A 12,656-nucleotide genomic window follows, 5' to 3' on the forward strand; every position below is an offset into this window, starting at 1 on the left:
ATGTTTCGTTTTTGGTAATGCCCAATCGTACCAAATTGGAGATCTGTTGGCGCCATTACCCACAGCATCATCCAATTGGGGCTATTTTGTATATCCTTTGTCAAATGTCCGTCTAGTTTTCAATTTGTCTTCCCAGAGGTAGGAGTTTTTGTTGTGTGCGGCAGTCTTATTCTATAGCCTCTGCAATGGGCATGCCAAGCGCGCTGTAGCAGTTGAAGATAGCTACGCGGATTTGGATTTCCTCGACCTGTTTGTTGAAGTTCCTTGTCATTAGGAACTGACCCTCCACGGTATGGAAGGTTCAAGTTCAGCGTCTTTTGACGGCGCTCAGAGTTCAGAAATCCGGCACCGCAAAGTCCAATCCGGCAAACCAGAACCGCCTGCCAGCGCTGGCGCCTGGTTCATCTCAGGATCGCGCCGAGTTGATAAGGATCCAAGCCGTCTCAAGCTGTTATTGTAAGACAACCCGTTCTTGGGCTTGTATCTCATGGGGGCTCAACTGCTAATGCCTTCCAGCTATCACGCTGGCTTCGTGAACTGGAACACTAATGTATTCCAATACGCAACACTTATCGTAATATTGCTCAAATTTCTTCGACTTAATGATCAACAACCTACACTTGGTTTTTTGCCAGACTGAAATTATGAGCATACACAAAAAAAATAGTGTTTTCCGAATTAGGCGTGAGCACCGAAACTTGGTCGTCTTCATTGCGTTGGCAATCATAATTGTACTGACAATCATTCTACGGGTATGGGGAATTGAAACCCGCAGTCTTTCTCATCCGGAAATCTACGTTCCCGGTATCCATCTTGTTCCCGACATCTCCGAACCACCCCCACGGCTTGGCTTTACCGCAACGATCTGGTGGCACTTTCATGACGAGCCGCATCCCATGGGGTGGTATGTGGCCATGTTGGGCTGGACCAAAACATTCGGAACCTCTCATTTGGCGCTACGGTTTCCGGGGGTTCTGTTTGCTCTGAGTTCGATCCCGCTGATTTTCTTGATCGCGCGGAGCGTGTTCGGATCGACCGTCGCATGTCTGGCTGCGTTATTGCTAGCGATTCACGGCTTCCATATCTTCTGGAGCCAGATGGCACGCATGTATGTCGCAGGCGCCTTCCTTTCACTCTTGGCAACTTGGCTTTTGATATCTCTTGTACGGACACGCAAGCCACGACCTGAAATCGAGATAGCTTATATCGCTTCAGTCCTGGCAGGAGTTCTGACAGTCGAGTTCTTCTGGCCGTTAATCTTGCTTCACCTGTTCTGGACAATACTTGTTTTACCCCGACCCGAGAAGGAAGCGGGGCAACTTTCACATTGGATTAATCTAAGACGGGGGCCTCGACTGTTTCAGATTCAGGCTCTTGCCTTCATACTGTCCGCTCCAGCGCTGACCCATGTGGCCTACCGCGCGCGCAAAGCCGCAACCCGCGATCCAGAACCTGATTTTCTGATTGAGTATTTCTCCTTCGGGTTCCTTTTTGCAAAAGATCACCGCGTCATTCCGATGCTGCAGGTTGAGCCGGTCTGGATCTGGCTTCTTCTCGCCTTTTCTCTGCTGCTACTAGCAGCCAGTCTAAAAGCACCAAAGCGCGAAGCGCCGGTCGTAAGCGTAGAACAAAACATCCCCTTTTGGGTTTTGGGTTTTACTGCCGCCTGTTCAGCCTGTTTCATGCTTTGGCTTGCCTCTATCGCACACCGCCGGACCGAAGCGCTGATGGCAATGTCCATTTTGCCCTTTTTGGCGCTCCTTATTCCTGTGATAGGCACGATTTGGCGCGCGCTGATCCCCAGATTGCCATCGAAGACCCTGCACTACCCACAGGAAAGAACCTTACTTTTGTGGCTTCTCGCAGTAGTTTCACCGCTGATCCTTTTTGTGACATCGTACGAGATATATGTTCTGGCCAACCGGGCCTTTTTACTCTTCATACCCTATCTTCTGATCCTCTGTGCAGCGGGTGCCGTCTGGATGTTCCGGCATACCGCCCTCAGGCTGGCGTCAATAGGGACATGTGTTATCGTGTTTGCGTTCAGTGTGCCTTATGCAGCCCAAAAGCCCGGCACTCCGAACGATTACCAGGGAATTGCGCAGGCAATACTACCTAAAATGCGCCCGGATGATCTTGTGTTTATGAGGCAGGCGCGCGACTGGGTTGATACACCTCTGTTCTATTACATCAACAATGCTAATTTTGTTGTATCAGAGCATGAGGCAGCCTTGCGCGCGCACCCAGATGCCCGCGTCTGGCTGATCACATGGCCTTTTGAAGAAAAACCCACTATATCCGACGCCCGACGCGAAGTGCTCAGTAATTATAAGCCTACACTAAAAATCGAAAAATTGCGGGCTAGCGCGGAACTCTTTGAGCCTAGGACACAACCATTATCGCTAATACCTGACTAGATAGAAATGGCTTAGCCACGCCGTCACACATCATGGAAGCTCCCACATCTCTGTCTGAAGTGCTTCCCGAAACGCTTTAAGCTGAACGATAAATCAACTGAGTGCAGGCTCCATACTTTTGAGCGCTAAGTGGCAAAGGCCCACCGGCGTGACGATAGATAGGTGAGCGGTGGAACTGTCGCAATGATCACCACGAGAACAAAGAAATAGCTGAGTTCGGCCAAATTGACCATTACGTAGACGATTGCCTGGTTTAGGAACAAACCAAACCCCGCAATCGTCAGAAACCGTGGCATGGCCTGCCGGTGATCCGCCCCGGACTCAAAGCTAAACCGGTGGTGTCCGAAATAGGACACTAAAAACCCAGCTCCGAAACCAATTGCATTTGCCGAAAACGGTTGCAGAAACCGTATTTCTATTAACGCAATCGCAACCGCAACATGGGCGATCGTGGCAAGAATGCCAACGACTCCAAAGGTTACAATGTTTCTTAAATCAATGGGTTTCACAATGAATCTTCCGAAACTGAAATGACGGGCTCCACAACAAAGCAGGGACGACGTTTGCTCTGTAAATACAATCTGACAATATACTCGCCAAGGTTTCCGATCGTCAAAAGCTGAACTGAGCTCATCAGCAGGACGACTATCATAACCGAAGACCAGACCGAAACCACATTGCCAGTAGACCACTAAAACAGAACCCGGACAATGAGTAGTACCCCAGAAAAGTTGTAAAAAGTGCCAGCCATGTAGCCAATCACAGTGGAACGATAGAGAAGACAGTAACGACATTGACGGCCAACTGCTGCAAATATTGTGATTGTAAACAGACACTGACAATTGAAAATTCGAGATCCAACACGGAACTCTTTGAGCCTGCCATGAATCCATGATCACGTAAGCTAGACCCAACAGAAAAGACACTCGCCATGGAGCCGCTGAATAAGAACACCCCCACATCTTCGCCTCAGGCAAACGTTGCGGATCAGGACGTTCCCACACTCAGCCTCGTTGTACCCGTGTTCAATGAAGAAGACGCCCTGCCGGTCTTATTTGATCGTTTGCATCGTATCCTCAAACATTTGGAGGAAAGCTATGAAATCATCTGTGTGAATGATGGTAGCACGGATGGAACAGCGGGGCTTTTGACGGAAGCACACGCGCGTGATGATCGCATCAAGGTTCTGAATTTTTCTCGCAACTTCGGCAAAGAAATTGCATTGACCGCTGGACTCGATGTTGCCTCTGGAAAGGCTGTTGTCCCTATAGATGCGGATTTACAAGACCCACCCGAGCTGATTGAAACATTCCTCAAGAAATGGCGTGAAGGGTTTGATGTTGTTTATGCCGTCCGGCGCCGCCGCGACACCGATACCGCGATGAAGCGCTGGTCGGCGACCAAGTTTTATCAAGTCATCAACCGACTTTCAGGTGTACCTATCCCGGCCAATACCGGTGATTTTCGTCTTATGGATCAGCGCGTGGTGCGCGCTATCGTTCAGTTGCGCGAACAGAATCGCTTTATGAAAGGTCTTTTTGCCTGGGTCGGGTTTCGACATGCCGAAGTCACTTACGACCGGCCAGAGCGCGCAGCTGGGCAGACCAAGTTCAATTATTGGCGCCTTTGGAACTTTGCATTGGACGGCATCACCGGATTTAGCACGGTTCCTTTGCGAGTAGCAGGCTATGTCGGGATGCTGACGGCATTGGGGGCGATCATTTATGGCTTCTTTTTGATCATGCGCACCCTGACCCACGGAGTAGACGTGCCCGGCTATGCCTCATTGATGGTTGCTGTTCTGCTCATTGGCGGCCTCCAACTCGTCGTACTTGGTGTGATCGGAGAATATTTGGGACGCCTTTATGAAGAAGCCCGAAAGCGCCCACTGTACGTCGTTGAAAGCAGCCTTGGCCTGAGATTCGATGAAAACAAGTAAGCACACGGATGCTGCGTATAGTTAGATAACGCCGGTTTTCGTACCACTAAAAAGAGCTCCATATTACGAACAATTTGATATATTCGGCCCAAAGAGCACGGTGCTTCGAAACAATTTCATCACGCCAGAACTCCCGCGTTGACTTGGTCCGAACAGCAGAGGACAAATACAAAGGCTATTTAAAGTCGGATTTTGCGAATGCGTATTGTTTCATACATCTCAGCGATCTTACTGGTTGCCATCTTTTCATTCGCTGTCGGCATGTGGACGACCCACAAGGAGTGGGCACCTTGGAAAATCCTCAATCAGTCCCGGGAAGCCGCAAAGTCATGGATGTCCACAGGATATGTTGTCCCTGACGGAACTTATCTCCGCCGCCCAGATCGAATGCCGTCGGATGCATACGTCGCCCATCGACCCGACAAAATCGCGCCCGGATTTGTGTTGATCAATCGGATCGCAAATCCTGACCCAGGTTATATTACCGAACTCATTGATACCAAAGGCAACGTGCTGCACACATGGAAGATCGACCATTCCAAAGTTATCGATGGTGGAAAAGAAGGTGAATTCGTTCATGCCATTCGCCCTCTACCTGATGGTTCGATCCTTGCCAATTTCGACGACAACATGGGTATGGCAAGGTTTGACGCCTGCGGAGGTATCGTCTGGCGACGGACAGATATGGTGTTTCACCATTCGCTGACTCAAGATCCCGACCTTGGCGGATTCTGGACCTGGACATCCAAATTCTGGGATGGCGGCCATGATCAGCAGATGACTCGGATCGATGAGGAAACCGGAGAAACGCTTGAGAGCATCGACTTGGCAAAAGACGTTATTCTTCCTGACCCTAGCGCACAACTGGCCTTTCGCATTCCGCACGGCTTCAAATGGCGTTGGGACGCTGGTGTAGATGAAATCCCCGACATCATTCACCCCAATGATGTGGAAGTTCTACCTGCGGCATGGGCCGACGCCTTCCCTGAGTTCTCTGCAGGCGATCTTATAATGTCACATAGATCAATTGATCTTGTTGGGGTTGTTGACCGCGAGACAAAACGTCTGAAGTGGTTTCAGGCGGGTCCATGGGAGCATCAGCATGATGCGGATTTCCATCCTGACGGCACGATTACGGTATACTCAAACAACACCGAACGCCGTCGGTCTTCTATTATCGAAATGGACATGGACACCGGCAAAGTACGAGACAAGTTTGGTGGGACTGAACTGGTTTTCGACAGTCATATCATGGGGCAGCAGGAAAGACTGCCAAATGGAAACTGGCTGATTGCGTCGCCGATGGAGGGCAGGGTCATTGAGGTGACGGTAGATGGCGAACTGGTTCGCGAAATATCGAATATCCTGACTGACAAGCATAATTCTATCATCACGACGGCCGTTCACGTTCCGCCCGATTACTTTGACGCCATACCGTCCTGCGAACAGTAAAACCGCAAAAAGGATCGTCACCAGTCTGCTACAGGGTCAGGGTTTCAGAGGTGGTTTCTAAGGCAGCCAAAATCCAGCGACGTCAGTTTACCCTGCAGATAACAATCAGGAAAAGCTGAGAGCGCATTTCTCCAGTTCGTCATATACGTCCAACGCATCGCGAAACTTGCCTTGGGCGAATATTTTCGTATCAGCCAAATCCTGTTTCGAATGGAAATAACGCCCGGAATCATGCTCGCCCGGTTCAAGGTCGAGAGCTTGATATAGCGCCGTCATTGTCCCACCCGGAGACGACCGCAGATTGTCCTGAAGAAGAATGATGCACTTATCCCTATGTCTGAGTACATGTCGAAACGCATGCGTCCAGTAATCAAGCCAGTAATCGATCGTATCCGCGCTGTACCGTTCAGGATCAAACCCCGAAAACAGAAAGGGTTTGTGAATCTTACCAAACTCGTAGTGGCCGATATCCGCCATATAACGTGCGATGAAGGCATCTTCGGATTGTTGTGTGCAGAAATTCCTGTGCTGCCGTAACAGAGAATGAGCATGGCTTTCCGGGCGCCGGACCGGCACAACGATCCTGCAATCCGGAAAGGCATTCAGCAGATAGGGAATCCGGGCGATATTGGCGTTGTTCTTCGAGCAATAGCGTGTTTTGCGCGGCACCTCCGGACCGGCCTGAACAGACCGTGCGCGGACGATTTTGGACATGTGCCGACGGAGGAACTGATCCGCTTCGAGGTTAGTGTTTTCTGCCGTCCAGAGCGGGATTGAAGAAGCCTGATAATGCTGCGGCCAGAACATTTTCCAGATGACTTCTTCAAAAGCCTCCGGGCTGTCCAAATCAATCTCAAGACCATCTCCATGCGCGCGCTGGCGACGACGCACCCCTCTCCGCTGTCCACCGGCCAGCCGGTTCCAGAGAAGGGGGGCCGTCAGAAAAGGCATGTCCCGGTAAATATGTGTTGCGATTTCAGGCGCATCATGCAGCGCATTCAAAACCGCTGTGGTACCACCGCGGGCCAGCGACGTTACAAAAACAGGCCGTGTGACTTCTTCGGCATGAGATTGGGAGGACAGTTTTTCTTCGGCCCACGCAGCTGCTTTCAGAACTACAGGGCCAGAAAACGCCATACTATGAACGAATTGCTCAACAGGGGAATACAGCGTGTTATCCGCATCATGCGCTGCCGCGACAGGGCGAAGCCACTGAATGGTCTTCACCGCCGCAATGGCAACAATCGAAACAATAACAATGTAATCAAGCCGCAGCATGACATCAAAAACTGCACTGCTGGTCGTCACCCCAAAGTACTCAGCCAAAAAAATAGGCAAGCCCGCAGCAGCCAACGCCAAGACGACACGCCAGGCAATGTTGAAACCTCCAACAATCAACTTTAGTCCGGCACGCCGTACCGCTTGTTCTTTAGCGTAATCGGAAAGTTGGCTGTCCATCAAAGACGTCACACCCGTCATGCTGGTGCTTACAACATCGTTTGCGGTCTCAAAAATATTCGTGCGCCAAAGAACAAATGCAAACCCGCCTACGGCAAGCAATGAAACAGCAAGAATTATTATCATTGCGACGAATCTAGCTCGTTATCCTGTTCGGCGCTCTCTTTCCGTTTTTTTATCAGCCGTTTGAGCGGAAACCACACAAGCCCGACAATAAGAAATAGAACGCCCAAGAGAACGGCAATCGTAACGGCAATCGCTCCCAAGCCCGCTCCAGGACCTATATAAGCAAAAGCCGGACTCGGCAGAGCAAGAAACAGCATCCCGAGGCATCTAAATAGCATGGTCGGATGGCGCCCGATGTGATGTTTTAAAAACCAATTCATGACTCGCACTCTCCCCATTTCGTTTGGAAAAATTCCGCGGAATATAATTTTGAGTTGGTTATTTCCCCAACAAAATCGTCGTCGAAACGATTGACATATTCCCACACAATATCGCCCTCCGCCGTCACCTCTAAGACCCGTCCAGCGTCAAATTCTGTTATCAGCATACCACCATCACTCAAAATTTCATGCTGGCCGCGAACAACCGAAAGCATCTCTTGGCCGGGTCTGCTGCCATACGCGATTTCCGTTTCGCGGCTGACAGGGTCAATCAGTATGATGTTGGTATCGCGAGGAGCACTCAGCCGCGTCTTTTCTAGTTCATCATAAGACGTCATATAGGCGTTATTATTGAAGACGGATATCTTACCATCCGGGCGAAACTCCGGATCGTGCTGACGTACCCAGGGGCCTGTCTGATACCATTTCACAGCTTTAGTTTTGGAATCCACCACTACGATCAGGTTAAGACCGCGCATGGAAATAGCCCAATCCCCAGGAGTGAACAGGGGAAATTTTTCGGCCAGTGCGGTCGGTAGCTCGGCGATCTTGTTAGCATGAACAAGCTCTCCCCGTGCAACTTTAGACGATTTGAACGTTTGCCCAGACGCCGTAAGCAGGGCGGATAAGCCGCTGTCGAAAATGATTTCTGGAATCGAGAACCGCTCAAGTATTTCTCCATGTTCGTCGAGCCTCAGGATAAGATCCTCGGAAATAAGCTGATTGGTGGCTGGGGTAGAAAACGGCGGAAAGCGTTCCGGCTCGTCCGCTGCCTTCCATTCATCGCGGCTGAGAAGCAGATACCCCCCGCCTTCGGCCTCGATCAGCGAATGATGTGTTTTCTCATTGATCGTCCAGATTATGTTGCTGCACTGATCCAACTTAACAGTTCCACAATACTCATAATTGAAGATTAAATCTCCGCGCGGGGTCAGCACGGCACCATGCACATCCGTCAATAGTGGTGTCAACATTGTGCACGGGCGGGTCTCAGCATCCGGAAAATGCTCATGGTAATTCAGCGACCATTTTCGGATGACATTACCGTTGCGATTAACCAGCCGCGCCTGGTTCTCGCCCTCAAAAAAACCAAGCATCAGGATGGTGTCGGAACTGTCGGGCTTTGTGTTGACGGTAACGCCTTCGCCTTGCCCGCGGGACGGCTGGAGATGTTTCTCATCAGCCAAACTGGTCAGGGTTTTCTCGATAAACAGCAAATTATACGCAGTCCGCAGTTGCGGCACAGGCGGCCAGTGTTTTATCTGCGCGAAGATGCCGTACAACACGGCACCGAACAAAACGGTGAAAATCAGGCAAGACCAAAACAGGCGCGCGGGTAACTCTTCAAAAAAACGCTTCATACCATGCGAAAGCCCTGTCTCACTTAGCCAGAAATCACCCAAATTTTAGTTTAGCAAGAGCGACTCTTGTAGAACCTCATAGACATTTACACTAAAAATACACGCTCAAGAAATCGTGCCTCTAATCCCACTTTAAAGCAACATGTTCATATCTTAATAGCAACGAAGAAATAGGATGCCATGACAGGGGGACGGCCTGGACCCCCAGGTACCACTTACTTGCGCCGATAGACCAACACGTCGCCATCCCCGAGTGTTCCGGCAAAACCGTGTACGAAATCCAGCCTCCCTTCGGCATCGCGGGCCAGCTCCGGGATGGTGCGAAACATCCGATTGGGGAACAGAACGACCAGCGCTACAGGTCCGGGCTGAGACATCGCCTTGCTGTAATGTGTGGAATCGCCGATAGTCGTCCAGTCTGCATTAAAATGGTTTTGGAAGATCGGACCCCCTGGATTGATGGCATAGACCCGCTCGGACGTGCGTCGTGTGTTCTCAACCAGCGCAAAAGCCCCGGCCAAATCCTGCTTGGGGGCCACGTAGTTCCGCTGTACCAACACCACGGAGAGAGCAGTTATTGCCAGAACACCAATGGCAAACAACGGTTGCTCGAGCCCGGGACGCCTGAGCGTCCCCGCCACAACACGCGAGCCAAACCCACAACCAACCACAACAAGAAGGATGACAGGCGCAATATCAACGAAGAAAAACCGCGGCCAGATTCGCATCTCAAGCGACAACAAGATGATCAGTGTTACCACGACATGCGCCACGATGGACGGGAAAAATAGCGGTTGTGTCGCATGTGTGCCTACCGCACCAAACGCAATAGCCACCAGCCCGCCAATAGCAACGACCAGAGTCAGCGGCCCTGTATTTCCAACGGCCGTCCGCAAGCCCTCAATAATAGTCCAGAGCGGATTTTGATATTCCTGCATAGGATCAACAGCAGAGGTCGCCGAAACCTCGCTCATGGTACCCACGAGGCTGGGCAGAATTGGCAGATACGCCAACAGGATAAGAACCACCGCGATGGTCACACCGATTAGCGGCTGCACCACCCATGCCCGGGTCAAGCCGCCCCGGCCAAATCCGGTCGTCAGAGACAGCAGCCAGACAAACCCCAAAGCGACAAAGAAAAACGCACCCGTCAGATGAGTGAAAACCGCTGCAGCCGCCGTCAGCCCGAAACCGACCCAAATGCCAATGACCGGGCGTTTCACACCCCGTAGAAACAGAATGAGGCCCAGCACACTCCAGAACGCCAGTTCGGTGTATCCGCGAGCATTTTGTGAAAACCAGACCTGATGGTAGGAAAGCGCTACCAGCAAGGCGGATATATGAGCGGTCCAGGTTCCGGCCACGTCTTTTGCCAGCCACCAGATCGCCCCGACGGTGCCAACACCAAACAGAGCAGCCGGAAAGCGATAGACCCAGGCTTCTTCTCCAAAGATCTGGGAAAACAGCTTGGCCTTCATGCTGAAGAAGTAATGATGGTTCATTGAATATTCACCCATCATCTCACCCCAGGGCAGACGAACATGCGTATCGACTGTCCAGATCTCATCATACCACAACGGCGCGTTCAGCCCGGCGGTTCTGAGCACTGCGGCAAAGAGCAGGATGAACAGAAGCACGGCCAGATCATGACGGCCAATCTCTCGGGAGTGTTGGGTCATAGGGCGTCTCCGGTCACATTTGCCTCGATCCGGGGCATTAATCAAAACCAACAATATCAGGGTTCGTCGCCACTGTTCGCCGACCATCTTGCAAAAGCGCTCCGCACTTAGGCAGTGCAATTAAACAGAATGCTAGCGCAGACGATTTCATATGGAAAATGTCCCCCAATCCCTGACAATTCGCCCATTCTCTTTGTATTGTTGAGGCATCAGCACCGACAGCTCTTCCTCGCATCGATGGGAAACACCACAGACCTGCAAACCGGATATTTCCATATGCATCGGGTTCTCCAGAGCTTACCAGACTATAATTTTCCTTAAATTCGGGGAAATTACTCATCATCAATGCATCACTCAAACTAAAGCCTCTAAGGGAACAACTGATGGTTTGACTGGCAGGTTTTAAAGTCAATGCCGTTCCGCTTTTGACAGAGATGTTTTTGTATTAAACTTCGATCCAAACCCGAAATTATGCCCCTTTTGTTGCCAAAAACCCCAGCATCTCAAGGATGAAACCTTGATGGAAAGGTTGGTTTTTAAGAAAGTCGAGATTTGGATTCTGGGGCTGTGTCTGGTCGCGGGCTTTTTTTGCATACTCCTGTTTGGCGCTATCGTTCTCAATGAAGAGCGGGGCAGAAAAGAACTTGGCGGTGCTCATTTCGGAGAGATAGGAAAGCAGCGATGACGCTTGCCGAAATACCCGAAAACACATGGCAAGCCTTCAAGAAATTTGGGCAGCCTGACACCAAAATGATGCCCTTGCTTCGTCTTCCTCCCGATGACGATTTGCCAGATGGGTGGTCCTGGATACAGCCTCCCGGTTCTAGTGGACTAACCGGGTATTTGCTGCTGAGCCGGTATAACGGCGATCAAACTCAGCACGAAATTGAATTGATGTCGCTTGAAACCGGAGAAGTTCACCGAACCTGGTCGCCAAAACCTAAAACGCTATTGGCTACCGTCGATCGGCTTCCGGAATTTGATAGGGTTGCACACTACGAAAACTGGAACAATGTCTATTTTCGCTATATTCAACCCTACTTGACCGAAGACGGCCATCTTCGGTCAAAGACCATAATGCACCGTTGTTTATGATGTCACCTTGCGGTGACATCCAGTGGTCACTAAGTGAATATCTGTTTCATCATTCGACAAGTTCAGACGGTTAAGACGGTTTCTGGATTCCAAGCTATCAGCTAGACGAGCGGCCCGAGAATTTGTCACCGGAATTTGCCCGCGACGCTTTGGTGCGGGTGAGCCCCGAAGGCGAAGTGATTTTTTAAAAAGCGTTGGATGAGAATTTGGTCCAGAACGGTTTGCGCCATCTGCTGTTTCCCACCGCTCATTTCTACAGCGATCCAATGCACTTGAACGACATTGAGCCCGTCCTAACCAGCAGGCCACGCTGGTAAAAAGGCGACCTGTTTTTGAGTCTTCGCATTCCGTCACTTGTCGCCCATCAACTCGAAAAATCATCTGGTCAAAGGCGGAGCCGTAGTTGTCACAACATAATGTTGACATCCTCAATGATCACCGGATTGCTGTATTCAACAACAGCGCCTATGAGCGTGGGCTTAGTGCACGAGTGGAAGGTGTCAGTGAAATCTTGATATACGATCTCAAGACGGACTTAGTAGAAAGCCCATTTCAAGAAGCACTGAAAAGCGTGGGGGCCGCAACTGTTTCCGAGGGCTTGCAGGATTTCACACCATCCGGGCACGTGATTTTCGAAGAAGCAAAAACCGTGGCCGTATTTTCGTGCTTGATGGCGCTGGTGAAATGGTGGCGACATTTATCAACAGAGCAGCTTACTTCTTAGGATGGTCACGCTATGTATCACGATCTCTTGGAGAGAAGGCACTAAAGGCTATCGCTAAAAGCGGATGCTAAACTGCATAGGGTTCTGAAGGTGCAGGCTCGCTTTTGGGCACAATTAGACCGTGTAAATTTGTTGAGTCGCTACG

12 protein-coding genes are annotated in these 12,656 nt (G+C 50.6%); 5 read left to right on the forward strand and 7 right to left on the reverse strand.

The genetic code is table 11. The annotated features are described in order from the left end of the window. Positions 1 to 644: 644 nt before the first annotated feature. On the forward strand, positions 645 to 2,417 hold the full coding sequence (locus ACXADZ_RS22760) for a glycosyltransferase family 39 protein (protein ID WP_475200187.1): 1,773 nt from the start codon (positions 645 to 647) through the stop codon (positions 2,415 to 2,417). 125 nt (positions 2,418 to 2,542) lie between these two features. Here ACXADZ_RS22760 and ACXADZ_RS22765 read toward each other — a convergent pair whose 3' ends face one another. After that, on the reverse strand, positions 2,543 to 3,211 hold the full coding sequence (locus tag ACXADZ_RS22765) for a GtrA family protein (protein ID WP_475200189.1): 669 nt from the start codon (positions 3,209 to 3,211) through the stop codon (positions 2,543 to 2,545). A gap of 146 nt (positions 3,212 to 3,357) precedes the next feature. On the opposite strand from ACXADZ_RS22765, the gene ACXADZ_RS22770 reads away from it, so the two are divergent. After that, the gene (locus ACXADZ_RS22770) at positions 3,358 to 4,356 is read left to right on the forward strand and encodes a glycosyltransferase family 2 protein (protein ID WP_475200304.1); all 999 of its coding nucleotides are present in this window, start codon (positions 3,358 to 3,360) and stop codon (positions 4,354 to 4,356) included. 198 nt (positions 4,357 to 4,554) lie between these two features. Beyond that, the gene (locus ACXADZ_RS22775) at positions 4,555 to 5,808 is read left to right on the forward strand and encodes an arylsulfotransferase family protein (protein ID WP_475200191.1); all 1,254 of its coding nucleotides are present in this window, start codon (positions 4,555 to 4,557) and stop codon (positions 5,806 to 5,808) included. Between the two features lie 105 nt (positions 5,809 to 5,913). On the opposite strand, the gene ACXADZ_RS22780 is transcribed toward ACXADZ_RS22775, so the two are convergent. From ACXADZ_RS22780 to ACXADZ_RS22805, 6 genes are all read right to left on the reverse strand, one after another. Next, on the reverse strand, positions 5,914 to 7,392 hold the full coding sequence (locus ACXADZ_RS22780; RefSeq protein ID WP_475200192.1) for a sulfotransferase: 1,479 nt from the start codon (positions 7,390 to 7,392) through the stop codon (positions 5,914 to 5,916). Further along, positions 7,389 to 7,652 (reverse strand): hypothetical protein, encoded by a 264-nt coding sequence (locus ACXADZ_RS22785; RefSeq protein ID WP_475200194.1) that lies wholly within the window; start codon positions 7,650 to 7,652, stop codon positions 7,389 to 7,391. Before ACXADZ_RS22785 ends, ACXADZ_RS22780 begins: the two co-directional genes overlap by 4 nt. Continuing rightward, positions 7,649 to 9,013 (reverse strand): arylsulfotransferase family protein, encoded by a 1,365-nt coding sequence (locus ACXADZ_RS22790; RefSeq protein ID WP_475200195.1) that lies wholly within the window; start codon positions 9,011 to 9,013, stop codon positions 7,649 to 7,651. The genes ACXADZ_RS22785 and ACXADZ_RS22790 overlap by 4 nt, the downstream gene beginning before the upstream one ends. 215 nt (positions 9,014 to 9,228) lie before the next feature. Beyond that, positions 9,229 to 10,692 (reverse strand): glycosyltransferase family 39 protein, encoded by a 1,464-nt coding sequence (locus tag ACXADZ_RS22795; protein ID WP_475200197.1) that lies wholly within the window; start codon positions 10,690 to 10,692, stop codon positions 9,229 to 9,231. Between the two features lie 37 nt (positions 10,693 to 10,729). Then, on the reverse strand, positions 10,730 to 11,050 hold the full coding sequence (locus tag ACXADZ_RS22800) for a hypothetical protein (RefSeq protein ID WP_475200198.1): 321 nt from the start codon (positions 11,048 to 11,050) through the stop codon (positions 10,730 to 10,732). Positions 11,051 to 11,161: 111 nt separating this feature from the next. Further along, complete coding sequence (locus ACXADZ_RS22805; protein ID WP_475200200.1) at positions 11,162 to 11,350, reverse strand: hypothetical protein; 189 nt, start codon at positions 11,348 to 11,350, stop codon at positions 11,162 to 11,164. 23 nt (positions 11,351 to 11,373) lie between these two features. On the opposite strand from ACXADZ_RS22805, the gene ACXADZ_RS22810 reads away from it, so the two are divergent. Next, complete coding sequence (locus tag ACXADZ_RS22810) at positions 11,374 to 11,787, forward strand: hypothetical protein (RefSeq protein WP_475200201.1); 414 nt, start codon at positions 11,374 to 11,376, stop codon at positions 11,785 to 11,787. A gap of 403 nt (positions 11,788 to 12,190) precedes the next feature. Next, positions 12,191 to 12,511, forward strand: coding sequence for an arylsulfotransferase family protein (locus ACXADZ_RS22815; protein ID WP_475200203.1), 321 nt, complete (start codon positions 12,191 to 12,193; stop codon positions 12,509 to 12,511). The last annotated feature ends 145 nt before the right edge of the window (positions 12,512 to 12,656 follow it).

The sequence above is a fragment of the Ruegeria sp. ABM4_193 genome, from assembly GCF_056158705.1.

What these genes read in the sequence shown, in the direction of transcription:
- ACXADZ_RS22805 (WP_475200200.1), bottom strand. Translation starts at nt 11,350, where the DNA reads ATGAGCACCGCCAAGTTCTTTTCTGCCCCGCTCTTCATTGAGAACGAT.
- ACXADZ_RS22795 (WP_475200197.1), bottom strand. Translation starts at nt 10,692, where the DNA reads ATGACCCAACACTCCCGAGAGATTGGCCGTCATGATCTGGCCGTGCTT.
- ACXADZ_RS22760 (WP_475200187.1), top strand. Translation starts at nt 645, where the DNA reads ATGAGCATACACAAAAAAAATAGTGTTTTCCGAATTAGGCGTGAGCAC.
- ACXADZ_RS22785 (WP_475200194.1), bottom strand. Translation starts at nt 7,652, where the DNA reads ATGAATTGGTTTTTAAAACATCACATCGGGCGCCATCCGACCATGCTA.
- ACXADZ_RS22775 (WP_475200191.1), top strand. Translation starts at nt 4,555, where the DNA reads ATGCGTATTGTTTCATACATCTCAGCGATCTTACTGGTTGCCATCTTT.
- ACXADZ_RS22780 (WP_475200192.1), bottom strand. Translation starts at nt 7,392, where the DNA reads ATGATAATAATTCTTGCTGTTTCATTGCTTGCCGTAGGCGGGTTTGCA.
- ACXADZ_RS22765 (WP_475200189.1), bottom strand. Translation starts at nt 3,211, where the DNA reads ATGTCGTTACTGTCTTCTCTATCGTTCCACTGTGATTGGCTACATGGC.
- ACXADZ_RS22810 (WP_475200201.1), top strand. Translation starts at nt 11,374, where the DNA reads ATGACGCTTGCCGAAATACCCGAAAACACATGGCAAGCCTTCAAGAAA.
- ACXADZ_RS22790 (WP_475200195.1), bottom strand. Translation starts at nt 9,013, where the DNA reads ATGAAGCGTTTTTTTGAAGAGTTACCCGCGCGCCTGTTTTGGTCTTGC.